General features: G+C 64.7%; 21 protein-coding genes and 2 pseudogenes. 12 read left to right on the top strand and 11 right to left on the bottom strand.

Annotation, left to right across the window (positions count from 1 at the left end; translation table 11 throughout):
• Nucleotides 1-1,061: UvrD-helicase domain-containing protein (locus V5B40_RS11040; protein ID WP_332354534.1), on the bottom strand; the 1,061-nt coding region annotated here is incomplete at its 3' end.
• Nucleotides 1,058-4,711, bottom strand: coding sequence for an exodeoxyribonuclease V subunit gamma (recC, locus tag V5B40_RS11035; RefSeq protein WP_332354561.1), 3,654 nt, complete (start codon nt 4,709-4,711; stop codon nt 1,058-1,060). The genes recC and V5B40_RS11040, both read right to left, overlap by 4 nt.
• A 217-nt stretch (nt 4,712-4,928) precedes the next feature.
• Between recC and V5B40_RS11030 the strand changes: the two genes are divergently transcribed.
• The 4 genes and pseudogenes from V5B40_RS11030 to V5B40_RS11015 form a co-directional block, all read left to right on the top strand.
• On the top strand, nt 4,929-5,195 hold the full coding sequence (locus V5B40_RS11030) for a type II toxin-antitoxin system ParD family antitoxin (protein WP_332354533.1): 267 nt from the start codon (nt 4,929-4,931) through the stop codon (nt 5,193-5,195).
• A 311-nt stretch (nt 5,196-5,506) separates the two neighbouring features.
• On the top strand, nt 5,507-6,913 hold the full coding sequence (locus tag V5B40_RS11025; protein WP_332354532.1) for a toll/interleukin-1 receptor domain-containing protein: 1,407 nt from the start codon (nt 5,507-5,509) through the stop codon (nt 6,911-6,913).
• Nucleotides 6,910-7,125: pseudogene (locus V5B40_RS11020) on the top strand (hypothetical protein); the annotation flags it as partial. The gene V5B40_RS11025 and the pseudogene V5B40_RS11020, both read left to right, overlap by 4 nt.
• A 265-nt stretch (nt 7,126-7,390) precedes the next feature.
• A pseudogene (locus V5B40_RS11015) lies at nt 7,391-7,891 on the top strand (AAA family ATPase); the annotation flags it as partial.
• On the opposite strand, the gene V5B40_RS11010 reads toward V5B40_RS11015, so the two are convergent.
• The 5 genes from V5B40_RS11010 to V5B40_RS10990 all read right to left on the bottom strand — a co-directional run bounded on the left by V5B40_RS11010 (nt 7,888) and on the right by V5B40_RS10990 (nt 9,774).
• The gene (locus tag V5B40_RS11010; protein ID WP_332354531.1) at nt 7,888-8,184 is read right to left on the bottom strand and encodes a hypothetical protein; all 297 of its coding nucleotides are present in this window, start codon (nt 8,182-8,184) and stop codon (nt 7,888-7,890) included. The pseudogene V5B40_RS11015 and the gene V5B40_RS11010 sit on opposite strands and share 4 nt — an antisense overlap.
• A gap of 183 nt (nt 8,185-8,367) precedes the next feature.
• On the bottom strand, nt 8,368-8,886 hold the full coding sequence (locus tag V5B40_RS11005) for a hypothetical protein (RefSeq protein WP_332354530.1): 519 nt from the start codon (nt 8,884-8,886) through the stop codon (nt 8,368-8,370).
• Entirely contained in the window at nt 8,887-9,282 is a 396-nt protein-coding gene (locus V5B40_RS11000; RefSeq protein WP_332354529.1) for a hypothetical protein, read from the bottom strand.
• A 27-nt stretch (nt 9,283-9,309) separates the two neighbouring features.
• Complete coding sequence (locus tag V5B40_RS10995; RefSeq protein ID WP_332354528.1) at nt 9,310-9,486, bottom strand: hypothetical protein; 177 nt, start codon at nt 9,484-9,486, stop codon at nt 9,310-9,312.
• A gap of 162 nt (nt 9,487-9,648) precedes the next feature.
• Entirely contained in the window at nt 9,649-9,774 is a 126-nt protein-coding gene (locus tag V5B40_RS10990; RefSeq protein WP_332354527.1) for a hypothetical protein, read from the bottom strand.
• 271 nt (nt 9,775-10,045) lie between these two features.
• Between V5B40_RS10990 and V5B40_RS10985 the strand changes: the two genes are divergently transcribed.
• From V5B40_RS10985 to V5B40_RS10975, 3 genes are all read left to right on the top strand, one after another.
• Entirely contained in the window at nt 10,046-10,888 is an 843-nt protein-coding gene (locus tag V5B40_RS10985) for a formylglycine-generating enzyme family protein (protein ID WP_332354526.1), read from the top strand.
• A 489-nt stretch (nt 10,889-11,377) separates the two neighbouring features.
• Entirely contained in the window at nt 11,378-11,698 is a 321-nt protein-coding gene (locus V5B40_RS10980) for an SUMF1/EgtB/PvdO family nonheme iron enzyme (protein ID WP_332354525.1), read from the top strand.
• Nucleotides 11,698-12,606, top strand: coding sequence for a formylglycine-generating enzyme family protein (locus V5B40_RS10975; RefSeq protein ID WP_332354524.1), 909 nt, complete (start codon nt 11,698-11,700; stop codon nt 12,604-12,606). Before V5B40_RS10980 ends, V5B40_RS10975 begins: the two co-directional genes overlap by 1 nt.
• Nucleotides 12,607-13,027: 421 nt before the next feature.
• On the opposite strand, the gene V5B40_RS10970 is transcribed toward V5B40_RS10975, so the two are convergent.
• From V5B40_RS10970 to V5B40_RS10955, 4 genes are all read right to left on the bottom strand, one after another.
• Entirely contained in the window at nt 13,028-13,183 is a 156-nt protein-coding gene (locus V5B40_RS10970) for a hypothetical protein (protein ID WP_332354523.1), read from the bottom strand.
• Between the two features lie 68 nt (nt 13,184-13,251).
• Entirely contained in the window at nt 13,252-13,488 is a 237-nt protein-coding gene (locus tag V5B40_RS10965) for a type II toxin-antitoxin system RelE/ParE family toxin (RefSeq protein WP_332354522.1), read from the bottom strand.
• A gap of 82 nt (nt 13,489-13,570) precedes the next feature.
• A complete protein-coding gene (locus tag V5B40_RS10960) occupies nt 13,571-13,831 on the bottom strand; it encodes a type II toxin-antitoxin system ParD family antitoxin (RefSeq protein WP_332354560.1) in 261 nt (86 codons plus the stop codon).
• A 912-nt stretch (nt 13,832-14,743) separates the two neighbouring features.
• A complete protein-coding gene (locus V5B40_RS10955; RefSeq protein WP_332354521.1) occupies nt 14,744-16,162 on the bottom strand; it encodes an alanine/glycine:cation symporter family protein in 1,419 nt (472 codons plus the stop codon).
• Between the two features lie 95 nt (nt 16,163-16,257).
• On the opposite strand from V5B40_RS10955, the gene V5B40_RS10950 reads away from it, so the two are divergent.
• The 5 genes from V5B40_RS10950 to narH all read left to right on the top strand — a co-directional run bounded on the left by V5B40_RS10950 (nt 16,258) and on the right by narH (nt 25,014).
• On the top strand, nt 16,258-16,551 hold the full coding sequence (locus tag V5B40_RS10950; RefSeq protein ID WP_332354520.1) for a hypothetical protein: 294 nt from the start codon (nt 16,258-16,260) through the stop codon (nt 16,549-16,551).
• A 24-nt stretch (nt 16,552-16,575) separates the two neighbouring features.
• On the top strand, nt 16,576-17,850 hold the full coding sequence (locus V5B40_RS10945) for an MFS transporter (protein ID WP_332354519.1): 1,275 nt from the start codon (nt 16,576-16,578) through the stop codon (nt 17,848-17,850).
• A gap of 124 nt (nt 17,851-17,974) precedes the next feature.
• A complete protein-coding gene (locus tag V5B40_RS10940) occupies nt 17,975-19,630 on the top strand; it encodes an antiporter (RefSeq protein WP_332354518.1) in 1,656 nt (551 codons plus the stop codon).
• A gap of 45 nt (nt 19,631-19,675) precedes the next feature.
• Nucleotides 19,676-23,494 (top strand): nitrate reductase subunit alpha, encoded by a 3,819-nt coding sequence (locus V5B40_RS10935; RefSeq protein WP_332354517.1) that lies wholly within the window; start codon nt 19,676-19,678, stop codon nt 23,492-23,494.
• Nucleotides 23,491-25,014, top strand: coding sequence for a nitrate reductase subunit beta (gene narH, locus V5B40_RS10930; protein ID WP_332354516.1), 1,524 nt, complete (start codon nt 23,491-23,493; stop codon nt 25,012-25,014). Before V5B40_RS10935 ends, narH begins: the two co-directional genes overlap by 4 nt.

The raw sequence follows: 25,014 nt of genomic DNA, 5'->3' as shown, positions 1-25,014 counted from the left end.
ACCGCGATGGCCTCGAGAGCCGGGTGTTGCGGCGCTGCACCAGCCTTCCAGGCTTCGGCCAGGCCAGCCGGCGTCAGGCGAGTCCAGCCGGTCTTCAGATCGGGCCATACCAGCGACGGCTCGTCGCGCCACTCGCCCAGCGTCTGCAGCCACGGCTTGTAGTAGCGCGCCTGCAGTTTGCGCCCATCCACATGCTTGCTGGCGACCCCCTTGTCAAGCAGCGTCTGCAACTCCTCCACCCATTGCCCCCAGGGCGCCTTGAGCTCGGCCAGGCGCTGCCGCTTCTCGCCGAGAGTCTTCTCGACTGTAGCGGCTGGCGTCAGCGGCGGTTCAGAGAGCAAGTCCGCGTACTCGACGAGGCCGTGAAGACTGGCCCGCAAAGCTTCCGGGCCAGACCACCATGGCCGGACTTCGGCAACCGCCTCGGCATCAAGCGCGACCATGAAGCTGCGCCAATAGTCGCGCACGACTTCGGCGAGCAGCTCGCGCTGGTCGGTCTCCAGGGTCTGGGTGAACAGGCTGTCGCTGTCGAAAGCGTGTTCGCGCAGCATGCGATTACACCAGCTGTGGATCGTCGAAACCGCCGCTTCGTCCATCGCTTCGGCGGCCAGTTGCAATTTGCGGGCGCAGGCTGGCCATTGTTCCGGCGGGTATTCCGTGCGCAGCTCGTGCAACAGATCCTGGCCCGCGGCCGGGCTGCTGACGCTGCCCGGCTCGACACGAAAACACGCGGCCGTTTCGGCCAGACGGTGGCGGATACGGTCGCGCAGTTCCTGCGTCGCCGCCTCGGTGAAAGTGACGACAAGTATTTCGCCCGGCGTCAGCGCACGTTCAAAAGCGTTCTCGCCGCCATGGCCCAACACCAGGCGAACATAAAGCGCGGCGATGGTGAAAGTCTTGCCGGTGCCGGCGCTGGCCTCGATCAGACGACTGCCGCGCAACGGAAAACGCAGGGTGTCCAGTGCTGTGGCCGCGTTGGTGGTAGTGGCCTGGCCATTGCCAGCAGCTGTGGCGGTGGCGGTGGCGGTGGCGGCGGCGCCCGTACACGCGGTCTGACTCATGCCGCTGCTCCCGCCGTCTTGTCGGCTTTGGCAGCCCGTTCACTATGCGCAGCCTCGCTTTTGGCCTTGGCGGGAATCGCCTCGAGCAGGGGCCGCAAGAGAAGCTCGGCGAGGACAAAAAACTCGCCGCTTGCAGTCAGCGCCGCATAGTCTCGATAGGCACGCCGCAGATAAACGTCGGTCTTGCCCTCGCCCGCTTGCCGGAAAGCGCCTTCGTAGGTCTTGCCGGCGGCATCGCCACCGCCCTTGAGGAAATCGAAAGCAGTGCGTGCCGCCAGCGGCAAGGGCTCACGCATGCCGCGGTGCCACGCCGCCAGCAGGACGCTCAGATGCGCCGCGGCCTGAGCAGCTTCGACAGCGGCCAACTCGACATCGCCGACCTTGCTCAGGACCAGCGTCGTTAGCGGCCCGCCGGCAAGCTGCAGCGCCAGGTGCCGCACCCAGTGGCGGATCAGCCGCTCGCTCCGGTAGTGACCGTCCTTGACCAGATCGCTGCTCTCCAGCACCACCCGGCCGCGCTGCCCGGCGCCGTCGCTACGAATGCCGCCCAGCCAATCTGCGAGTTCCAGCTCCTGCCCTTCGACGCGCGCCTGGAAGCGAATTTCCTCCTCGCCTTCGACCACCAGCGGCCAGCGCGCCAGCGCCGCCTGATAACGCGTGAAGAGCTCGTCCATCGGCGCCAGCAGATCGTCGGCCAGGGCCTCGCCGAAGCCTCCTCCGGGCAGATCGCCGCGGCGCTGGATGCTTGCCAGTCGCGCCTCGCGGGCGACGACCAGGTCCTCGCCCTGCTCCAGCGCCACCGCCTGCGCACGGATCAACTCGTCCTGCAACTGCCAGCGGCCCAGGCCGTCGAGATCGAAAGGTTCCTGATCTTCGCTGAGCGGATCGTCGCGCTCGAAAGAGACCTTCAGGCGCTGGCGAAAAAAAGCCCGCACCGGCTGCTTCAGGAAGTCGCCGAGATCCTGCAGGCTGAGCGGCTCCTCGCGCAGCAGCGGCGAAAGCAGAGCATCGCTCGCAGGCAAGCGTTCGCTGGCGCGCTCGCCGGCAGCGGCATCCGGCCGCCACTCTCGCGAATAGGTGAACAGTGTCGAAGTCTCTCGCTGCGGCGGGAAATAGTCCGCACTGAAAGGCTGCAGCCGATGCTCGACGGTCAGCGCCTCGAGCAGGGTCGCGCTGGAGCTGGTGCGAGCACCTGCCGCTGCCGCCTTGTCGGCGTCCTCGGCCAGCCTCCAGCCAGCGGCAAGATGATCGCGCAACTGCCCGACCAGCACCGACGGCGGTCGCTCGCTGTTGTCGTTGATGCTGCGGCCGACCCAGGAAATGTGCAGGCTTTCGCGCGCCGACAGCAGCGCTTCCAGGAACAGATAGCGATCGTCCTCGCGCCGCGAACGGTCGCCCGGACGGTAGTCGTGCACCATCAGGTCGAAATCCATCGGAATGCGGCTGCGCGGGTAGTCGCCGTCGTTCATGCCCAGCAGGCAGACACGGCGGAAAGGAATGGCGCGCATCGGCATCAGCGTCGCGAAAGTGACGACGCCGCCGAAGAAGCGCTGCGACAAGCTCCCCTCGTCGAGCCGGCTCAGCCAGTATTCACCGACCACCGACAGGGGCAGCGTTTCGACCAGCGCCGCCTCGTCGCAGGCCTCCTGCCAGCGCTCCAGGGCCATGTCGAGTTGCAGCAGCGTGTAGGCGTCGTCGCCACCCTCGTCGGTGGCGAAGAAATCGGCCATCAGTTGGCGCAGGCGCAGGCACCAGTCAACCACCGTCGCCGGCTCGCGCAGCATCCGCCAGCTCGCTTCCAGCGCGTCGAGCAACTGCACCAGCGGGCCGAGCAAGGCCGCATCGATACCGCCGATCTCGTCGTAAGGCTCGATGTCCCGCCAGGCCGCCGCGTCAGCGCCAACGGCGTAGCCGAGCAGCATTCGCCGCAAGCCGAAGAGCCAGGTATTCGCTGCGGCCGCATCCGCCTGCCTGGGCAGGTCGAGGCTGGCGCGCTGCTCGGCGTGCAGGCCCCAGCGAATATTGGCGCCATGAATCCAGCGCTGCAATTGCGGCAGCTCGTCTTCAGCAATGGCGAAACGCTGGCGCAAGGCCGGTACGTCGAGGAGGTCGAGCAGATCGCTGACCGCCAGCCGCGACTGCGGCAGGTCAAGCAGCTTTTCGAGCGCGTTCACCAGCGGATCGAAATGGCGCTGCCCCTGGTCGGCAACGCTGAACGGCAGGTAACGCGGATCGCTGGCCTCGAGCAGACCGAACACCGCCTGGATGTGCGGCGCATAGGTATCGATGTCCGGGACCATGACGATGATGTCGCGCGGGCGCAGGCTGGCATCGGCGTTGCAGGCGGCAAGCAACTGATCGTGGAGGATCTCGACCTCACGCTGCGCACTGTGCGCGACATGGAAACGGATCGACGCATCGCGCGCCGGATCGACGGCCGGCCAGCGGTCGATCGTTTCGTGCACGGGGCGCAACTCGAGAATGTCGTCCTGCAGTTGCTGCAACAGCGTCTCGCCGCCAAAAGCCTTGAACAGGTCGATGCGTTGCTCGATGGCCAGGAACTGCGAGCGCGCACGCGCGCGCGCCTGCTCGTCATCATGCTCGTCGAGCAGGCCGATGAAATCGCGCCCCTGCTTGCCCCAGGCAGCAAGCAGCGGCTGCGCGTGCAGGTGCAGCAGTTCCTCGGAGATTTCCATCGGCGCGCCCTGCCGCCGCTGCTGGCGTGCCTGTACGCGACGCAGCAGATCCCGGTCGGCGACGATGTCGGCCCAGTAGTGCTCGCAGGGGTTGTGCACGCACATCAGCACCTGCGTCCACCGCCCGAGCGCCGCCAGTACTTCCAGCGACTGGCGCGGCAGGCTGGAAATGCCGAACACCATGACTCGCCGCGGCAGACCGGCCGGCGCCTCGCCCGGCGGCCAGTTTGCGGCGCGAGCGAGGAAAGCTTCATGTACCGCTGCCCGGCCGGCGTTGGAGTGCTCGTTCCGACCCTCACCCTGCCCGCCCGCGCCCCTGTCTACGTGAACCTCTACGTCGGCCAGCAGCGCCCGCCACAGCGCAGCCTGCCAGCGCTGTTCGTCGGCGAGTGGCGTCTGCTGACCACGCGCGTCGATCAGCACATCATCGCCCGCCGCCCAGGCCGCCAGCCAGTCGGCGCGGTACACCTGATACTGATCGAAGAGGTCGGCCAGGCGTTCGGCGAGCTGAAAACGCTTGCGGCGATCGCTGTCCGCGGCCAGAAAACCCAGCAGCGGCGCGTATTCGGGTGCGCCCATCACCTGCGGCAACAAACGCATCAGACGCCACAACAGCCGCCCCTTGTCGAACGGCGAATTCTCCGGCACCGCCTGCCGCCCGAGCACTGCGCGATAGACCTGCCACAGGAAACGCGCCGGCAGCGAAATCTCCAGCGCGGCGGCGATGCCGCAACCGCCATGCTCCGCCGGCTCATCGTCATCGGCATCGCCGTCCGCATCGCCGTCCCGGTCGCCGTCCTTCGCGTCGGCCGCCAGCGCCAGCTTCAGCCACTGCGCGATGCCATTGCTCTGCACGAGAATGATCTCGTTCTCCAGCGGCGCCAGCGGATAGCGCCTCATCCATTCAACCACCAGATCGCGCAGCATCTCGGGTTGATTGCCGTGAACGAGCATCAGGCCAGGGGTCAGGGCGGGCGAGGTCAAATCGGGCTCCGGGAACGGGGATCAGGGAAGGTCAGGCAAGGCTCGAAAGATACCCTGGAACGGCAGCGGAGGCCATGCCGAGCTGCGCTGCCTGACTCCCTGGTGACGGCGCAAGCGGATGGCGATTGACACCCCTGCGGCGGAAGCATAGTAATAGTCATTACTAACTATTAGTTGGAAGTCCGCCATGCCAACCAGTGTCGCACTCGGTTCCCACTTTGAGCAGTTCGTCAAGTCACAACTCGCGTCGGGGCGGTACAACAACGCCAGCGAGGTTGTCCGCGAAGGACTGCGCATGCTCGAAGACCAGGAAAAGCTCCGAGCCCTCAAGCTTGAGACACTGCGGGCCGAAGTGCAGAGAGGCATGCAAGGTGGCTCGGGAATTCCTGCCGAGCAGGTGTTCGAGAACCTGCGGCGGCGGATCGACGGGATTGCCGCCGGTGACGCGGAGTGACGCGCAGTGACATTGCAGCGCCCGAAATTACTGAACGCGACACGACTCCCCGATTGCTCCGATGGCACCCGTTAGCATGGCCGCCAAGGGGTCACTCTTCTGGAAGCGCACAACTGAGCACCTGGTGGCGATGGGATTGGCGGCCCTCTGTAGCCTGAGAACTGCGTTCTCCTTCCCAGACGTTTGACTGGCGCGTCACGGCCACCGATACTGCACAGCCGGTATGGGATTGCGGGCGGCAATACGGTACGGAAACGCCGGCCCCTGAATCGATGATCCGTTTTCCACCAGAGCCGAAGGGAGGGGTTTCGATGGTCAGCGTTTACGTTTCGTACGCCTGGAAAGAGGAAGAACAGAACCGGCTGGTCGACAAGCTTGAACAGGCGTGCGCCGCGCGCGGGATCGAATTGCTCCGAGACAGGAACAAGATTGGTTACGGCGACTCGATCCGGCAATTCATGGACCAGATCGGTGCCGGCCGGCACGTCGTGCTGGTACTCAGCGAAGCCTACTTCAAGTCCGAGTATTGCATGTACGAGTTGTGTCGGATTCATGATCACGGCGACGTCCGCAAGCGGATGAAGCCGCTTGTGCTGACGGGGACGAGCTTCCACAAACCGATCGATCGGGGCCGCTACCTCAAACACTGGGAAACCGAAACGGCCAATCTTGAGAAGGAGCTTGACGGGCTCACGGACCCCAAGTACACGCTGAAGTTACGCCAGGCCCTCGATGGCTACGCGGACTTCCGTCGACGGATGGACGAGCTCCTTTACATGCTCGCCGACATAAACAGCCTGCGTGAGGATGTCCATCTCGATTCAGACTTCGCCGCCCTCCTCGACCGTATCGCGCCACAGTTAACCGGTAAACCGGACGATCTATTTCGCGCCCGAATCACCGACGAAATTCGCGGCATTCTCGCCGCCAACGCCCGCCTGAGCAACGCTCTGCGAGCGGCACTTCGCGAAGCCGGTACGGAGCCATCGTCTGACCTGTCCACGGACCTATGCGCCGAGGACCTCGAACGTGCACTCGAAGACCTGCTGTTTCCGGCAACGAGAAGTTTGCTGGCTGCGCTCGATTCCCGCCAACCGGAGTTCGCCGACACCTGGGAGGCGGCGAAATCCGTGCTCGCCTGGTTGGCCCTGCTCGCCGTGGATAGCGCGTGCCTCGGACAGGCGGAGAGAAGCGCTCTGGCGACAGGCAGACTGGGTTTTGAAATCGTCGTCGAGACCCCTCTCGGTGTTGAACTGGTCAGTTCCCGCTACCGCCAGATCGCCCCCAGGCTGCGCGTGCCGAAGGGCAACTCCGACGTTGTCGGAAAAGAATTGATTCCGGAGCCGTCATACGAAACCGGCTGGGGAGAGGACGCCGCGCTCGCCGCACTGCTGCTCGAGATCTGGGCACACGTTTTCCCCGAAGAGCTGCGCTCGGCGCTATCAGCGCACGACTTGCGCAAGTTGAACAGCGCACTGCGTATTCGCGACAAGCAGAAAACCCACCACCATTACATTCCGGTTCCGGCCGAGCAGGCATCGCGACTTTGCCGGCCTGACTTCTACCGGAAACTCCTGGATAAACTACCGGCGATCAAGGTGATCTTTTTCAGATCCTCGGGCGGCCCTCCGGCCCTCCTGGTGAGTGATGAAATTGATTTGATGATGATCATTCGAGAATTCCTGACCATTCCCGACAACCTGGCCCAAAGACGATGAACACCAAAGCCATACCCGAAATCACCCTCGACTCGATTCCCCTGCCCCAACGCGGTTCGTGGCCGGCGTCAGTTCACTGCTTCGACGCGGAAACAGTATGGGCCGTGCGCGCCGCGCTGGCGGCGCAGCGACCCTTGCTGGTGCGCGGCGAACCCGGCTCGGGCAAGAGCCAGTTGGCGCGCGCGGCGGCCGAGGTGCTGGGCCGGCTGTTCGTTGCCGAGGTGGTGCACGCGCGCAGCGAGAGCCAGGATCTGCAGTGGCGCTTCGACGCGCTCGGCCGGCTCGGCGACGCGCAGGCGATGGGCGCCGGCAGCCACTCGCCCGAGGAAGTCCGGCAACGCCTCGCGCAACGCAACTACCTCAGCCCCGGCGCGCTGTGGTGGGTTTTCGACTGGCAGTCGGCGCTGAAGCAACACCAACTCGGCGGTCAGCAGAGCGTGCAACCGCAGCCACCGCTCCGGCTGGACACCCGAAAACGGCAGCGTGCTGCTGATCGACGAGATCGACAAGGCCGAAGCCGACCTGCCCAACGGCCTTCTCGAAACACTCGGCAACGGCGCCTTCACCGTCCCCTGGCTGGAGCAAGCGGTGAGCGCGCCGCCGGGCATACCGACGCCGCTGGTGGTGATCACCACCAACGAGGAGCGTGAACTGCCGGCGGCCTTCGTGCGCCGTTGCCTGGTGCTGAACCTTCAGATGCCCAGGGAACAGCAACCCTTCATCGCCACGCTGATCGAGCGCGGCAAACTGCATTTCGGCGACCGCTGCGCCGCCGATGTCTACCAGGAAGCCGCCGCGCAGTTGTGGCAAGACCGCCAGGCGGCCGAGGACCAGGGCCTGCAGGGCGCGGGCCAGGCCGAGTACCTCGATCTGCTGCGCGTCGTCGTCACCCTCGCTCCCGAGCCGCAAAAGCAGTCGGAGTTGCTCGCCAAGGTCCGCGACTTCGCCCTCCGCAAACACCCGCCCGCCGCCGGCTAATGAAGCGCGCGACGCTGCAAACGCGGGCGGCGGTCGGCCGCGCCGACCTGCTGCGCGTCTATGCTGAACACGGCGAGCAGGCGCTGGCGCAAGCGGCGCAGGCACTCGGTTACGAAAGGCGGCCCGCTACCGTTACTGCCTTCGCCGATTGCGCCTTTTCGCCAATCGTCGAAGCCTTCGTCGACACCGGCCCACCAACACTCCCCGAGCGCCCGCCAGCCCTTCCCGCCGCGCGCTTCTTCCACGTCACCGAGCACCGGCAGTCCGACCCGCCGCCGGGCAGTGGCCCGCAAGCGCCCGACTGGCTGGCGCGCGCCCGCGTACTCGCCGACGACGCTTGCCCCGCCCCGGGTTCGGTGCGCCTCCCCGCCCGCCAGCCGCTGACCCGCTGGTCGCGGCTATGGCCCTTCCTGCGCCGCGCACTGGGGCAAAACCTCACGTTGCGCCAGCCCGACCTGCCGCGCCTGCTCGATCGCCTAACGCGCGGCGAGGTGCTGCGTGCGATACCGATGGTCAAGCGCCACGGCTGGAGCCCGCGCATCACGCTGCTCACCGACTACAGTCGGGCGACCCCCCCCTTTCACAGCGACTTCAGCGCGCTCGACCGCGCCCTCGAACGGCGCCACGGCAGGCTCGGGCTCGAGCGGCGAATTCTCCATGGCGAACCGGGCGCGCAGATACTGGTACGCAAGCCCTTGCACAGCGCGACGCAGCACTGGCAGGTTCCGGCGGCGGCGGCGCCGCTGCTGATCCTCAGCGACCTCGGCCTGATCGACGGCGAACCCGAAACACTGCGCGGCTGGCAGCAATTCGGCGGTCGCCTGCGCCGCGCAGCGTGCCGAGCACTGGTCCTCTGTCCGGTGCCCGCGCGCCGGCACCCGACCGACCTGCAGCGCAGCTTCGAGATCGTCGAATGGGACCGCCACAGCCTGCTGCGCCGCTCCCTGACGCAAGTCGCCAGCGATGCCGGCGCCACAGGCGGACAGGCGGAGCACTCAGCCGACAAACTGCTTAGCCTGCTCGCACCTGCAGTCCTCGTCGAACCAACGCTGCTGCGCGCCATTCGCCACCTGCTCCCGGCAAGGGAAGCCGACGTGCTCGCCGAGGCGCTGGCTTGGCAGCATCCCGACGTACAGTCCGGCGCGCTGGGCTTCCAGTTTGCCGGCGCCGCCGCAATCGAGAAATACCAGCGCAAGTTCGCCGAGCTGCCGCCGCCACAGCAGGAGGCTGCCGTCCGCCTGATCGTCACCCACCACGCCGGCCTGCCCGAATCGGTCCGCCTCGGCGAACTCGCTACCAGCCAGCGACTGGCGCCGCACTGCGCGCTCGCCCGCGACGCCCGGCTCGTCGAGCGCTGGCAGCACGACATCGCCAGGACCGCGCTCGAACACCCCGACTCAGCAGCCCTGCAACAGTGGCTAAACCGCCATATCGGCCGCCAGACCGGCGCCATGTTCGCCGACAACGAGGCGCTGGCCGCACTCTGGGCGCTCGCGCAGCGCCAGCGGCTGACCGAGGGCGAAGTACTCGAACTGCCACCCGGAGTTCAGCAGCAGGATGTGGCCTTCTTTCTCCAGCCCGAGCCAGCCCGCCATCCGGTCCGCTGCAGGCTGCGCCAGCGCGGCCAGGAGTTGCGACTCGAAGTGCTGACCGATGGCACCGATGGCACCGCAGCGGACAACGCCAGCCCCTACGCCGAGCTGACGCTGGTCGACGGCGGCGTTTTCGTTCGCGTCACGCAGCTTGGCGAGGCCGCGTCAGACGGCAGGAACACCGAAGCCAGCGCCGGCGCCCCGCTGCGCTACATCGCCGCCGAGTCTTTGCCGCAGACCATCGCCCGGCTCGGACGCGACATCGAGCGCGTCGAACTGCGCAGCGAGCACCTCGAACTCTCCATCAGCGCGCTGACCAGGCCAGCCTGGGCGCAGGCGATCGGCCGCGACGCGCGCGGGCTGTTCGCCGAAGTGGACTGGCTGGGGAAACGGTGCCGGCTCGACTGGCAGTCGCCGCAGCCGGCGACAGACCGAACAGTCCGCACAGTCCGAACAACGCGGGCAGTCCGGTGGCTGGAGCAGCGAGCAGCCGCTCGGCGTCGATCACTACGGGCTGTTCGCCGAGATCGCCGTCGCCGGCGTCAGCCAGCGCTTCCGCTGGATGGCGCCTGGGCATTTCCTGATGGGTTCGCCACCCGACGAGCCCGAGCGCGAGGACGACGAAGTGCAGCACGAAGTGACGCTGAGCCGCGGCTTCTGGCTCGCCGACACCGCCTGCACGCAGGCGCTGTGGCAGGCGGTGACCGGCGCCAACCCGAGCGAGTTCCAGGACGACGTTCGCAACCCGGTCGAGAACGTCAGCTGGGACGACGTGCAGACTTTCCTCAGCGAACTGAACCGGCGCGTGCCGGGGCTGCAGGCGCGGCTGCCGAGCGAGGCCGAATGGGAATACGCCTGCCGCGCGGGGACGACAACCCCCTTCTCCTTCGGCGACAACATCACCCCCGAGCAGGTCAACTACGACGGCAACTATCCCTACGCCGGTGGCGAAAAGGGCCTGTATCGGCAGAAGACAGTGCCGGTCGGCTCCCTGCCTGCAAACCCCTGGGGGCTTTACGAAATGCACGGCAACGTCTGGGAGTGGTGCGCCGACTGGTATGGCGATTACCCCAACACGCCGCAGGTCGATCCGACTGGCCCGCAAACTGGCGACTCCCGCGTGTTGCGCGGCGGCTCGTGGAACTTCAACGGCAGGCACGCGCGTTGTGCCCTCCGCTACGGGTACGTGCCCGGCTACCGCTACCTGCTCTTCGGGTTCCGGTTCGCCCCAGGTCAAAGCGGGCCGGCGGAGCCGGCGGGGCGGGTTTCGGAGAAGTCGCTGGCGGAGCCGGCGACTTTGCGGTCGGGGCCGGCGGAGCCGGCCCCGACCGCGCGGCTGGCTGGCAGCGGCGGTACGCCGCCAACGTTGACGGAACGTATCAAGCGCTGGTTCAAGGACCGATGAGATACCATTTCTTCACCATCGAAGCGCTGCAGCCAGCGACCGGCGAAGAAGCGCTGAACGCTTTCTGCGCCGGGCATCGCGTCGTCTCGGTCGACCGGCACTTCGTCGACCAGGGCGCGAGCAGTTTTTGGAGCCTCTGCGTGGCGACCGTCGACGGCGCCGATCCCGCGCGCCGCGCGCCCCCATCGCAAGGCCTCGCCGATCACCTCCCAGCCCGCTCACTCCCCTCGCCCCTTGTGGGAGAGGGGTCGGGGGAGAGGGGAAATCCCACCATCGCCGACCAACACCACGACGCACCGGGAGCGCTCACTTGCCAGGGTCTTGTTGCTACATCTGCACGTGGCCCCCTCTCCCCAACCCCTCTCCAGCGAGGGGCGAGGGGCTTTGTCGCCTGGACGCAACCGGCGCAGGCGGTCGAAAATGACCTTGGCTGCGGCGCCGTGCGACGCGGACGCGAAACGCGGTGCCCGGGCTGCCCGAAACGCTACAATGCAGCCACCGGCCGGTTTTGTGGCAGGTGCAGCAGAAAGGGCGGTCATCGCAGGCGACTCCCGCGTGTTGCGCGGCGGCTCGTGGAACAACAACGGCAGGAACGCGCGTTGTGCCAACCGCAACAGGAACGAGCCCGACAACCGGAACCAGAACATCGGGTTCCGCTTCGCCCCAGCTCAGGCGTCGCAAGTGGCGACTCTTGACCAGATGACTTTCCTGTCCGCCGCTTTGCGGCGGCAAAAAGCCAATGCCCTTCGGCAGGCTGGTAGGCGACGCGCCGAACGCCTGCCGAAGCGGCACCTTGACGGAATCTGCTGATGCCCGGCATCACCCTCGACCCCGCTGTCGCCTTCTTCCCCAACCCTTTCCCGGAACCCTGGGCAAGCGACTGGGGCGAGGATGACCTTGGCCTGTGGATGGGCCTGACCCTCGGCAAAGTGCGCCAGGTCTTCCGCTGGATCGCGCCGGGCCGTTTCCTGATGGGCTCGCCACCCGACGAGCCCGAGCGTCGGGACAACGAAGTGCAGCACGAAGTGAGGCTGAGCCGCGGCTTCTGGCTCGCCGACACCACCTGCACCCAGGCCCTGTGGCAGGCGGTAACCGGCGCCAACCCGAGCCACTTCAAGGACGACGCGCGCAACCCGGTCGAGATCGTCAGCTGGAAAGACGTGCAGACTTTCCTCAGCGAACTGAACCGGCGCGTGCCGGGGCTGCAGGCGCGGCTGCCGAGCGAAGCGGAATGGGAATACGCCTGCCGCGCGGGGACGACAACGCGCTTCTCCTTCGGCGACAACATCACCCCCGAGCAGGTCAACTACGACGGCAACTATCCCTACCCCGGTGGCGAAAAAGGCCTGTATCGGCAGAAGACAGTGCCCGTCGGCTCGCTGCCGGCAAACACCTGGGGGCTTTACGAAATGCACGGCAACGTCTGGGAGTGGTGCGCCGACTGGTATGGCGATTACCCCAACACGCCGCAGGTCGATCCGACTGGGCCGCAAACTGGCGCCTCCCGCGTGTTGCGCGGCGGCTCGTGGGACCTCTCCGGCAGGTACGCGCTTTGTGCCTACCGCACCAGGCTCAAGCCCGGCGACCGCGGCCGGAGCTTCGGGTTCCGGTTCGCCCCAGGTCAAAGCGGGCCGGCGGAGCCGGCGGGGCGGGTTTCGGAGAAGTCGCTGGCGGAGCCGGCCCCGACCGCGCGGCTGGCCGGGCAGCCGAGAAAATAACGGAAATAGGGGACGCACCACGGTTCTCCCGAACCAGGATCGCGTTCATAAAGTGCAAAATCAAGGTCAAAGCCGTGTTCTATCCCGAATCGCACCAGAATGATCTCGTTCTCCAGCCGCGCCAGCGGATGGCGTTTCATCCATTCAACCACCAGATCGTGCCGCATCTCGGGTTGATTGCGTGAACGAGCATCAGGCCAGGGGTCAGGGCGGGAAGGGTCAAATCGGGCTTCGGGAACGGGGATCAGGTAAAGCTCACGCGAGACTCGAAAGATAACTTGGAACGGCAGCGGAAGCTTTGCCTATGGCCACCCTCGAGCGCGTTGCCTTGCCCTGGATTGCGTCGCTTCGCTCGCCATGACCGCTCGCGCCGTAGCCATGCCACCCGTTCGCCCGCGCCACGCCGCAGCCCTTCACACCGTCACTGTTTGCTCTGCTCAGGCTCCAGCGGCGCCACCGATGGCAGGCACAGGCGGCCGAATTCCCGCATCGTCACCTGATCCATCACGCGCGCTCCGTGCAGCCCCTTCGCGGTGTCGTGAACGGATTCAAGAAATGCTGATTTCGTTCTCCGCATCGCCATGCACCTCCATCAATTCCCTGGCACGATCAGCCGAATGGCCAAGACAGTAAGGCCCTGCCCCGCTACGCCTCGAATCCCAACAGGCTCCACCAGTCGCTGGCCGCGTGCAGCACGCGCACGATGCACACGCCGCCAGGGCGCGGCTGGTAGAACACCAGATGATTGTCGAAATCCCTGACCTGCCATTTGCGCATGCCCGCCAGGTCAGGACGCTTGAGCGTTACCGGTGCGCCCATCATAGGCTGCCGCGCCAGGTCGGCGAAGCTGGCTTCGGCGCGGCTCAAGAAGCGTTCGGCCACCTCCAGCCCGGCGTTTTCGGCCAGATAGAGGAGTGCTCCACCAAGTCGTGCCGCGCCGCCGCGCGCTTGCTGACCGGCGGCATCAGCGCGGGTTCTTGCGCGCTTCGACCTTAGCCAAGGCTTCCCTGCGGATCGCGCTCCAGTCCGCCGCGGTCAGTTCACTTTCAGCGCCACTCAAACCTTCCAACAGCTTCGCTTCGAGTTGTTCTTCGGCTTTGCGTTTCTCGTCGGCGCGGATCAGCTCGCGCACATATTCGCTCACGCTGCTGTAACGGCCTTGGGCAATCTGTCCATCCACGAACTGCTTCAAGGGGTCGGGCAGCGAAATATTCCTGCTTTGCATGGCACACCTCCTCTTGCCACTTAAAGTGCCACAAACGACAGGAACTGGCAATAACTGCCATTTCATGGCGCTCTCGATCTTGATCTCGCTCGCGTATGCGCGGCAGCAGGCCAGGCATCGGTGCACGGCGCCCAGAGCTGGGCGATGGGATTGGCGACCGTCTGTAGTCGGATAACTGCCCTTCTCCTTGCCAGGTGTGCCAACCGCGGCAGGGATGAGCCCGACGAGCGCTACGTCAGCATCGGGTTCCGGTTCGCCCCACATCAAAGAGGGCCGGCGGAGCCGGCGGGTCGCGTTGCGGAGAAGCCGCGGGCGGAGCCGGCGACTTTGCGGTCGGGGCCGGCCGGCCGCGGGGGTACGCCGCCGACGCTGAGGGAACATCTCAGGCGCCAGTTCGAGGACCGATGAAATTCCATTTCTTAACCATCGAAACACTGCAGGCAGCGACCCGCGAAGAAGCGCTGAACGCTTTCTGCGCCGGGCATCGCGTCGTCTCGGTCAACCGGCACTTCGTCGACCAGGGCGCGCGCAGTTATTGGAGCCTCTGCGTGGCGACCGTCGACGGCGCCGATCCAGCGCGCCGCGCCGCCCGTCGCAAGGCCTCGCCGATCGCCTCCCAGCCCGCTCACTCCCCTCGCCCCTTTTCCGAGAGGGGTTGGGGGAGAGGGGAAGTCCCACCATCGCCGCCCAACACCACGACGCACCGCGAGCGCTCACTTGCCAGGATGTTGTCGCCACATCTGCACGTGGCCCCCTCTCCCCAACCCCTCTCCCACAAGGGGCGAGGGGCTTTGTCGCCTGGACGCAACTGGCGAAGGCGGTCGGAAATAAGCTTGGCTGCGGCCCGCATCTGATTTGCGCAGCGGTGTTCCCGGCAGCGCGCTTTTCACCCTGGCCCTTGCCGGCAACGCCTCAGTCGCGCGTCCAGATCGTGTGGTCAATGTCGTCGGCGATCTCGGGATAGTCACGAGCGTGGAAGCGCGGTTCAAGCCCGGCATTGCGCTGCTCGAAATAATCCCTGGTCAGCTTGACCACCGTCCCCGACAGCGCCAGGATGGCGATCAGGTTGATCGTTGCCATCAGCCCCATGGCGGCATCCGCGGTGTTGAACACCGTCGCCACGGCCTGCACGGCGCCCCAGACGACCATCAGCAACACGCCGCAGCGCAGGATCAGCAGCCCGGCCGGGTTGCCAATGCCGAGGTAGACCATCGCATTCTCGGAATAAGAGTAGTTGCCGATGATCGACGTAAAAGCGAAGAAGAAGATCGCCACGGCGATGAAATAGCGCCCGGCCGCGCCGATATGCACTTCGAGCGCGTTCTGCGTCAGCTGTGTTCCGGTGATCCCGGACCCCGGCTCGAGCACCCCGGAGAGGAGGATCATGATCGCTGTCGCGGTGCAGATCAGGATGGTGTCGATGAACACTCCCAGGGCCTGTACGAAGCCCTGGCTCGACGGATGGTGCGGCACCGGCGTTGCCATCGCGGCAATGTTCGGTGCCGATCCCATACCGGCCTCGTTCGAGAACAGGCCGCGCTTGACGCCGTTCATCATCGCCGCCATCACCCCCCCGGTCACGCCGCCAGCGGCTTCCTGGAGGCCGAAGGCCGAGCCGATGATATGGCCGAGTACGCCGGGGACGGCGCCGAGGTTGGTGAGCACCACGTAAACCGCCAGCAGCAGATAGCTGACGGCCATGAATGGCACCAGGATTTCGGCCACCTTGGCGATCTGCTTGACGCCACCGAAGATCACCAGTCCGGCGATCGCCGCGACGACCAGGCCGACCGTCAGCTTGGGCACGCCAAAAGCGCCCTGCATCGCGTCGGCAATCGAATTCGCCTGAACGGCGTTGAACACCAGCCCGAAAGACAGGATCAGGCAGACCGAAAAGACCACCCCCAGCCAGGGCATCTTGAGCCCCTTGCGGATATAGAACGCCGGCCCGCCGCGGTACAGCCCGGCCGGACCGTGGGTCTTGTAAAGCTGCGCCAGGGTCGACTCGGAATAGGCCGTCGCCATGCCGACCAGGGCCACCATCCACATCCAGAAAATCGCCCCGGGGCCGCCGAGATAGAGCGCCACCGCGACCCCGGCGAGGTTGCCGGTACCCACGCGGCTGGCCAGCGAAACGGTCAGCGCCTGGAACGGCGAGATCCCGTCCTTATCGGTTTCCCGCGATCCGAGCACGGTCCGGAACATCTCGCCAAAATGCACGATCTGCGGAAACCCCAGCCGGACGGTGAAATACAGGCCCGCCGCCAACAGCCCGTAGATCAGAACGTATCCCCAGAAGATCGTGTTCAGAAAGTCGATGATGGCATCCATGGCGGCCCCCCCGCAGAAGAATGACCGCAGCTTACACAGCTTCGTGCACTTGTCCAATACGCTTTTCGTATGCTCGCCCGTCGCGCAGGGTCGCGATGATCTGCGACAACAGCGCAAGCGAAGCCGATTGCTACCGCAAAGCGCGTGGCCTCGCCCCGGACTGCTTCGCCGCGCTGGCCATGACGGCTGCACCGCGCCAATGCTATCCGCTCGCCGAGCTCGTCGCTGGAATGCTTCTTTGTCGCCGCCGACTATCCTTCGCGAAACGCCGTATCAGCCCGGACCACCTGGCCCGAGCCGCAACTGCGCAGCCGCTGAACAGTGGTTATTTTCGTTTTGATGCAGATCAATACAGACCTGCGCGCTCGCTCCTAGACTCACCGCTGTGAGGGCAGAAACAGGGGGAGCAAACGGTGGCATCCGAAAAGTACAAGCAGTGGTCAGTCGTAGCCTCGAGCACTACTGCATTCACGGTGTGTTTCATGGTGTGGATGATGTTCGCCGTGATTGGTATCCCGATCAAGCAGTCGCTCGGCCTCAACGAAACGGAGTTCGGCATTCTGGTGGCCATGCCCGTGCTCACCGGGTCACTTATCCGTTTGCCGCTGGGCATGTGGACCGACCGCTTCGGCGGTCGCCTGGTGTTCTTCGTACTGATGCTGTCGACGGTGATTCCCATCTGGATGATTTCCTGGGCCACCGAATTCTGGCAGTTCCTGGTCACCGGCCTGTTCGTCGGCATCACGGGGGGTTCCTTCACCGTCGGCATTGCCTATTGCGCACGCTGGTTCCCGAAGAATCGCCAGGGCTTTGCCATGGGCATTTTCGGCGCTGGCAATACCGGTGCCGCGATCACCAAGCTCGTGGCGCCGACGATCGTCGTCGCCTACGGCTGGGAAAGGGTCCCGCAGATCTATGCGATCCTCATGCTGGTCACGACGCTGTTGTTCTGGATGTTCACCTTCACCGACCACGAGCATACCGCCGGAGCGTCGAAAGTCACCATCAAAGAGCAGCTGGAGGCGCTCAAGGACCCGGCCGTCTGGCGCTACAGCCAGTACTACTCGATCGTCTTTGGCGGTTTCGTCGCCTTGTCGCTGTGGATGACCAAGTACTACATCAGCGAGTACGGTTTCGACATTCAGCTGGCGGCCCTGCTGGCCGCCGGTTTCAGCGTCCCCGGCGGCTTGCTGCGGGCCGTCGGCGGCTGGTTCTCCGACAAGTATGGCGCGCACTCGGTCACCTGGTGGGTGCTCTGGGTGGCTTTGGTCTGTCTCTTCTTCCTGTCCTACCCGCAGAGCGACTTCACCATTCACACGGTGTCCGGGCCGAAGACTTTCCATGTCGGGCTCAACGCGACCGTGTTCACGGTCCTCATGTTCACCATGGGCATCGCCTTCGCGATCGGCAAGGCGTCGGTGTTCAAGTACATCTCGGACGACTATCCGCACAACATCGGCGTGGTTTCCGGCGTCGTAGGCCTTGCTGGCGGTATGGGCGGCTTCATCCTGCCGATCCTTTTCGGGGCGCTGGTGGACCTGACCGGTCTGCGTTCGTCGGCGTTCATGCTGCTCTTCGGGATCGTCTGGGTGTCGCTGATGTGGATGTACTTCGCCGAAGTGCGGCCGATGAGCGCGAAGCAGAACAGCAAGCATCCGTTAGCCGTGCCGGCGGCGACCCTCAACTGAGGCCCGACATCCGTCAGCTAGCCATTCCCACTCGTTCAGCGCCGCGGCACGGGCTGCGGTTGCGGCGGACACGCGTGGCTCCGGGCGGCCACCCGACGCAAGATCACTGCACACAGGAACCAAGATGACCACTCAGCAAACAATCGCCTCACAGGCAAGCGCCGGGCACAGTCGGGCAGACATCAGCGACTGGCGACCCGAGGATGAAGCTTTCTGGGAATCCACCGGCAAGCGCGTCGCCTACCGCAACCTGTGGATTTCGATTCCGGCCCTGTTGTGTGGCTTCGCGGTGTGGGGCATGTGGGGAATCATCACGGTGCAGATGCTCAACCTCGGCTTCCCGTTCACGCAGCCCGAGCTGTTCACGCTGACCGCCATCGCCGGCATCGCCGGGGCGACGATGCGCATCCCGGCATCGTTCCTGATTCGTCTGGCTGGCGGTCGCAACACCATCTTCCTGACGACGGCAATGCTGCTCGCGCCGGCCATCGGCACCGGCATCGTGCTGCAGCACAAGGACTGGCCGCTGTGGGCCTTCCAGTTGATGGCGCTGTGGTGCGGCGTCGGCGGCGGCAACTTCGCCTCGTCGATGTCCAACATCAGCGGCTTCTTCCCGAAGCGGCTGCAGGGCACGGGGCTGGGACTGAACGCCGGCCTGGGCAACTTCGGCGTGACGACGATGCAGGTGGTCATTCCGCTGATCATGACCGTCGGCCTTTTCGGCGCCTTCGGTGGTCAGCCGGAGACTTTGCTCAATGACAGCGGCTGGATTTTCGGCAAGATCCCTGCCGGCACGCAGACCTGGATCCAGAACGCCGGTTTTGCCTGGGTGCTGTCGCTGGTGCCGCTGGCCGCCTTGTGCTGGTTCGGGATGAACAACCTGAAGACGATCTCGCCGGCCACCGGTAATCCCATCGTCGCTTTCGCCAAGATCACCTATCTGTACACGCTGGCCTTCGTGCCGTCGATCTTCATGCTCTACCTGTACCTGCCAGCGCCCACCGGACTGGGTCTGCTCAACATGTGGGTCGCCATTCCGCTGGACATCATCATGGCGCTGCTGGTGATGAAGATGGCCGCTTTCGGCCCGATGAAGGAAGGTGTCGCCAAGCAGTTCGAGATCTTCCGCAACAAACATACCTGGGCGATGACCATTCTCTACATCGTCACCTTCGGCTCGTTCATCGGCTTCTCGATGGCCTTGCCGCTGTCGATGAAGGTCATCTTCGGTGTCAGCCACGTGCCCGATGCCGCCGGCGTGATGCAACACACGGCGAGCAATCCGAATGCACCGGCAGTGCTCGCCTACGCCTGGATCGGACCCTTCGTGGGCGCACTGATTCGTCCGGTGGGCGGCTGGATTTCCGACAAGATCGGCGGCTCGATCGTCACGCAGTGGATCTCGGCAGCGATGGTGGTCGCCGCGGTCGCCGTCGGCTACGTGATGATGCTGGCCTATCAGTCGGCGACGCCCGAGCAGTACTTCCTGCCCTTCATGCTGCTGTTCATCGTGCTTTTCGCTGCCAGCGGTATTGGCAACGGCTCGACCTTTCGCAGCATCGGCATCATTTTCGACCGCCAGCAGGCCGGCCCCGTGCTGGGGTGGACCTCGGCCGTCGCCGCCTACGGTGCCTTCATCGCGCCGGTGGTCATCGGTCAGCAGATCAAGGCCGGTACACCGCAGATGGCGATGTACGGTTTCGCGGTCTTCTACGGCCTCTGCCTGCTCCTCAACTGGTGGTTCTACCTGCGCGCCAACGCCTACGTGAAGAACCCATGAGCATTAGCCTGCCTGTATTCCAACGCAACTCGCAAGGGAAAACCTATGAGCCACTTTCTTGATCGACTGAGCTATTTCTCCCAACCACGGGAATCCTTCTCAGACGGCCACGGCGTCGTGACCGGCGAGGACCGTACCTGGGAGGATGCCTACCGCAACCGCTGGGCGCACGACAAGATCGTGCGCTCCACGCACGGCGTGAACTGCACCGGGTCGTGCTCGTGGAAGATCTACGTCAAGGGCGGCATCGTCACCTGGGAGACGCAGCAGACCGACTATCCGCGCACACGCTGGGACATGCCGAATCACGAACCACGCGGTTGCGCCCGTGGTGCCAGCTACAGCTGGTACCTGTACAGCGCCAACCGGGTGAAGTACCCGATGGTTCGCGGTCAGCTGCTCAGGAGCTGGCGCGACGCGCGTGCGAGCAGCAACCCGGTCGAGGCCTGGACATCGATCGTCGAGTCCGACGCCAAACGGCGTGAGTACCAGAGCGTGCGCGGCCTCGGCGGCTTCGTGCGTTCGAGTTGGGACGAGGTCAACGAGATCGTCGCCGCCGCCAACGTGTATACGATCAAGAAGCACGGACCGGATCGGGTGATGGGCTTTTCGCCGATTCCGGCCATGTCGATGGTCAGCTATGCGGCCGGCAGCCGCTACCTGAGCCTGATCGGCGGCGTCTGCTTGAGCTTCTACGACTGGTACTGCGACCTGCCGCCGTCCAGCCCGCAGGTCTGGGGCGAGCAGACCGACGTCCCCGAATCGGCCGACTGGTACAACTCGAGCTTCATCATTGCCTGGGGTTCGAACGTGCCGCAAACCCGGACGCCCGACGCGCACTTCTTTACCGAAGTTCGCTACAAAGGCACCAAGACGGTTGCCGTCACGCCCGACTACTCCGAAGTCGCCAAGCTTTCCGACATCTGGCTGCATCCCAAGCAGGGTACCGACGCCGCGGTCGCCATGGCCATGGGGCACGTAATTTTGAAGGAGTTCTACTTCGACAAGCGCAGTGTCTATTTCGACGACTACGCTCGCCGCTACACCGACCTGCCGATGCTGGTGATGTTGAAAGAGCACGTCCTGCCCGGCGGCGAAACGATTCTGGTGCCCGACCGCTATGTGCGTGCTTCTGATTTCGACGACAAGTTGGGCCAGGCCAACAACCCGGACTGGAAGACCGTCGCTTTCGACGAGTCCGGTCGAGTGGTGCTTCCCAACGGTGCCATCGGCTTTCGCTGGGGCGCTGATGGCCGCGCCGACGAGGGGCAGTGGAACCTGGAAGCGAAGGAAGCGCAGAGTGGTCGCGAGGTTAAACTGAAGCTGTCCTTGCTCGAGGGCGAGGAGCCGGACAAGGACACCGCGAAAGTCGGTTTTCCGTACTTCGGCGGCATCGTCAGCGAACATTTTCCGAACAACCTGCGGCCCGGCGAGAACGGCGATGTACTGGTGCGCACGGTTCCCGTACAACGTATTTCACTCGGCCAGGCAGGCGGCAAACGCACGGCGCTGGTGGCCACGGTGTTCGACCTGCAGGCGGCCAACTACGGCGTCGCACGCGGCCTCCCCGGCGAGCTGGCGGCGAGCAGCTACGACGATGACACGCCCTATACGCCTGCGTGGCAGGAGCGCATCACGGGAACGCCGCGCGACCAGGTAATCACCGTTGCCCGCCAGTTCGCCGAAAATGCCGACAAGACTCACGGCCGCTCGATGGTGATCATCGGCGCGGCGATGAACCACTGGTACCACAGCGACATGAACTACCGCGGCGTCATCAACATGTTGATGATGTGCGGTTGCATCGGCAAGAGCGGCGGTGGCTGGGCGCATTATGTTGGTCAGGAAAAACTCCGGCCGCAGACCGGGTGGACGGCGCTGGCCTTCGCTCTCGACTGGATCCGCCCGCCGCGCCAGCAGAACAGCACCAGCTTCTTCTACGCGCACACCGACCAATGGCGCTACGAGCGCCTTGGTGTCGACGAAGTGCTGTCGCCGCTGGCCGACAAGAAAGCATACGGCGGCAGCATGATCGACTACAACGTGCGTGCCGAGCGCATGGGCTGGCTGCCTTCCGCCCCGCAACTGAAAACCAATCCGATGCAGGTTGTCAGCGACGCGCAGGCGGCCGGCATGGACGCCAGGGATTATGCGGTGAAGAGCCTCAAGGACGGCTCGCTGCAGCTGAGTTGCGAAGACCCGGATCACCCGGACAACTGGCCACGCAACATGTTCGTCTGGCGCTCCAACCTGCTCGGCTCGAGCGGCAAGGGGCACGAGTACTTCCTCAAGCATCTGCTCGGCACCAGTCACGGCGTGCAGGGCAAGGACCTCGGTGCCGACGATGCCAAGCCGCGCGAAGTGGTGTGGCACGACAAGGCGCCGGAGGGCAAACTCGACCTGCTGGTCACGCTCGACTTCCGCATGAGTACCACCTGCCTGTACTCCGATATCGTCTTGCCAACAGCGACCTGGTACGAAAAGAACGATCTCAACACCAGCGACATGCATCCTTTCATCCACCCGCTGTCGACCGCCGTCGACCCGGCTTGGCAGGCGCGTAGCGACTGGGATATCTACAAGGGCTTTGCGAAGAAATTCAGCGAAGTGTGCGTCGGTCACCTCGGCGTCGAGAAGGAACTGGTACTGACGCCGCTGATGCACGACACGCCCGGCGAACTGGCGCAGGCACTGGACGTCAAGGACTGGAAACGTGGCGAGGTCGAGCTGATCCCGGGCAAGACCGCACCGCAGATGGCCGTCGTCGAACGCGACTATCCCAACGTCTATAAGCGCTTTACCGCCCTTGGTCCGTTGCTGGGCAAGGTCGGCAACGGCGGCAAAGGGATCGCCTGGAATACCGAAACCGAAGTCAGGCAGCTCGGCGAACTCAACGGCCTGGTTGGTAGTGAGGGTGCGACGCTCGGCATGGCGAAGATCGAGACCGACATCGACGCCTGCGAGGTGGTGATGATGCTGGCGCCGGAAACCAACGGCCACGTCGCGGTCAAGGCCTGGGAAGCGCTCGGCAAGCAGACCGGCCGCGACCATCGGCACCTGGCGCTGCACCGCGAAGACGAGAAGATCCGTTTCCGGGACATCCAGGCGCAACCGCGCAAGATCATCTCGTCGCCGACCTGGAGCGGCATCGAGAGCGAGACGGTTTCCTACAACGCCGGCTACACCAATGTGCACGAGTTGATTCCCTGGCGCACGCTCACCGGGCGTCAGCAGTTCTACCTCGATCACCCGTGGATGCTGGCGTTTGGCGAAGCCTGCGTCAGCTACCGGCCGCCGGTCGATCTGAAGACCACCGCCGGCATCCACCGCGTGAAGAGCAACGGCAATCGCGAAATCGTGCTCAACTTCATCACACCGCACCAGAAGTGGGGAATCCACTCCACCTACACCGACAATCTGCTGATGCTCACGCTTAGCCGTGGCGGGCCGTGCGTCTGGCTTAGTGAAGACGATGCAAAACGGGCCGGCATCGTCGACAACGACTGGATCGAGCTGTTCAACCTCAACGGCGCGATCGCGGCGCGGGCAGTGGTCAGCCAGCGCGTCAATCCGGGAATGGTGATGATGTACCACGCGCAGGAGAAGATCGTGAACACACCGGGTTCGGAGATCACCGGTGCGCGCGGCGGCATTCACAACTCGGTGACGCGGATTGTCCTCAAGCCCACGCACATGATCGGTGGCTACGCGCAGTTGAGCTACGGCTTCAATTACTACGGCACCATCGGCACCAACCGCGATGAGTTCGTGGTGGTGCGCAAGATGGTCAAGATCGACTGGCTGGATACGCCGGTCGGCGACGAGTTGGTCCGCCCCGTGCAAGCCCAGGGAGAAGTGTCATGAAAGTACGCGCACAAATCGGCATGGTGCTGAATCTCGACAAGTGCATCGGTTGCCATACCTGTTCAGTGACCTGCAAGAACGTGTGGACCAGCCGGCCCGGGGTCGAATACGCCTGGTTCAACAACGTCGAGACCAAACCCGGCATCGGTTATCCCAAGGAATGGGAAAACCAGGACAAGTGGAACGGCGGTTGGGTTCGCCAGGCCGATGGGTCCATCCAGCCGCGCCAGGGGGCCAAGTGGAAGCTGCTGATGCGCATCTTCGCCAACCCCAACCTGCCGGAGATCGACGACTACTACGAACCGTTTACCTTCGACTACGGTCACCTGCAGAATGCGCCGCAGATGAAGGCCACGCCAACGGCGCGGCCGCGCAGCCTGATCACCGGCAAGCAGATGGACAAGATCGTCTGGGGTCCGAACTGGGAAGAGATTCTCGGCGGCGAGTTCAGCAAGCGCTCCAAGGACAGGAACTTCGACGACATCCAGAAGGACATCTACGGCCAGTTCGAGAACACCTTCATGATGTACCTGCCACGGCTGTGCGAGCACTGCCTGAATCCGGCGTGCGTGGCGAGCTGCCCCTCGGGCTCGATCTACAAGCGTGAGGAAGACGGCATTGTGCTGATCGACCAGGACAAATGCCGCGGCTGGCGGATGTGTATCAGCGGTTGCCCGTACAAGAAGATTTACTACAACTGGAAAAGCGGCAAAGCCGAAAAGTGCATCTTCTGCTATCCGCGCATCGAAGCCGGCCAGCCGACCGTCTGTTCCGAAACCTGCGTCGGCCGCATTCGCTACCTCGGCGTCCTGCTCTACGACGCCGACCGTATCGAGCGGGCGGCCAGTGTCGAGCACGATCGCGACCTTTACCACGAGCAACTCAAGATCTTCCTCGACCCCAACGATCCGGCAGTGATCGCGCAGGCGGCAATCGACGGAATTCCCGACAAGTGGATGGAGGCGGCGCGCAACAGCCCGGTCTACAAGATGGCCGTGCAATGGAAAGTGGCGCTACCGTTGCACCCCGAGTACCGCACGCTGCCGATGGTCTGGTACGTGCCGCCGCTGTCACCGATCAGCGCCGCCGCGCATACCGGAGATCTCGGCGCGAACGGTGAAATACCCGACGTCAAGCAATTGCGCATCCCGGTCAAGTATCTGGCCAACCTGCTCACTGCCGGTGACACCCAGCCGGTGGTGCGCGCGCTCGAACGGATGCTGGCGATGCGTGCCTACCAGCGCGAGAAGCACGTCCACCAACGGCTCAACAGCGCAGTCCTGAAACAGGTCGGCATCAGCCAGGCGGAAGTTGAGGAGATGTACCACGTGATGGCAATTGCCAACTACGAGGATCGTTTCGTGATTCCCAGCACACACCGCGAATACGCCGAGAACACTTTCAACGTGCGTGGTGGATGCGGCTTCTCGTTCGGCAACGGCTGCTCGGAAGGGACTGGCGAGACCAGCCTCTTCGGCAGCGAGAAGAAACGCACCATCCCCATCAAACTGGAGGTCTGA

Origin of the sequence: Candidatus Accumulibacter meliphilus, from assembly GCF_036625345.1 — a bacterium.
GTDB lineage: Bacteria > Pseudomonadota > Gammaproteobacteria > Burkholderiales > Rhodocyclaceae > Accumulibacter > Accumulibacter meliphilus.
The sequence above is the reverse complement of the archived record's forward strand: the minus strand, read 5'-3'. Positions and strand labels throughout refer to the sequence as shown.

What these genes read in the sequence shown, in the direction of transcription:
- recC (WP_332354561.1), bottom strand. Translation starts at nt 4,711, where the DNA reads ATGCTCGTTCACGGCAATCAACCCGAGATGCTGCGCGATCTGGTGGTT.
- V5B40_RS11030 (WP_332354533.1), top strand. Translation starts at nt 4,929, where the DNA reads ATGCCAACCAGTGTCGCACTCGGTTCCCACTTTGAGCAGTTCGTCAAG.
- V5B40_RS11025 (WP_332354532.1), top strand. Translation starts at nt 5,507, where the DNA reads ATGGTCAGCGTTTACGTTTCGTACGCCTGGAAAGAGGAAGAACAGAAC.
- V5B40_RS10995 (WP_332354528.1), bottom strand. Translation starts at nt 9,486, where the DNA reads ATGGCGGGCTGGCTCGGGCTGGAGAAAGAAGGCCACATCCTGCTGCTG.
- V5B40_RS10985 (WP_332354526.1), top strand. Translation starts at nt 10,046, where the DNA reads ATGGCGCCTGGGCATTTCCTGATGGGTTCGCCACCCGACGAGCCCGAG.
- V5B40_RS10980 (WP_332354525.1), top strand. Translation starts at nt 11,378, where the DNA reads ATGCAGCCACCGGCCGGTTTTGTGGCAGGTGCAGCAGAAAGGGCGGTC.
- V5B40_RS10975 (WP_332354524.1), top strand. Translation starts at nt 11,698, where the DNA reads ATGCCCGGCATCACCCTCGACCCCGCTGTCGCCTTCTTCCCCAACCCT.
- V5B40_RS10970 (WP_332354523.1), bottom strand. Translation starts at nt 13,183, where the DNA reads ATGCGGAGAACGAAATCAGCATTTCTTGAATCCGTTCACGACACCGCG.
- V5B40_RS10960 (WP_332354560.1), bottom strand. Translation starts at nt 13,831, where the DNA reads ATGCAAAGCAGGAATATTTCGCTGCCCGACCCCTTGAAGCAGTTCGTG.
- V5B40_RS10955 (WP_332354521.1), bottom strand. Translation starts at nt 16,162, where the DNA reads ATGGATGCCATCATCGACTTTCTGAACACGATCTTCTGGGGATACGTT.
- V5B40_RS10950 (WP_332354520.1), top strand. Translation starts at nt 16,258, where the DNA reads ATGATCTGCGACAACAGCGCAAGCGAAGCCGATTGCTACCGCAAAGCG.
- V5B40_RS10940 (WP_332354518.1), top strand. Translation starts at nt 17,975, where the DNA reads ATGACCACTCAGCAAACAATCGCCTCACAGGCAAGCGCCGGGCACAGT.
- V5B40_RS10935 (WP_332354517.1), top strand. Translation starts at nt 19,676, where the DNA reads ATGAGCCACTTTCTTGATCGACTGAGCTATTTCTCCCAACCACGGGAA.
- narH (WP_332354516.1), top strand. Translation starts at nt 23,491, where the DNA reads ATGAAAGTACGCGCACAAATCGGCATGGTGCTGAATCTCGACAAGTGC.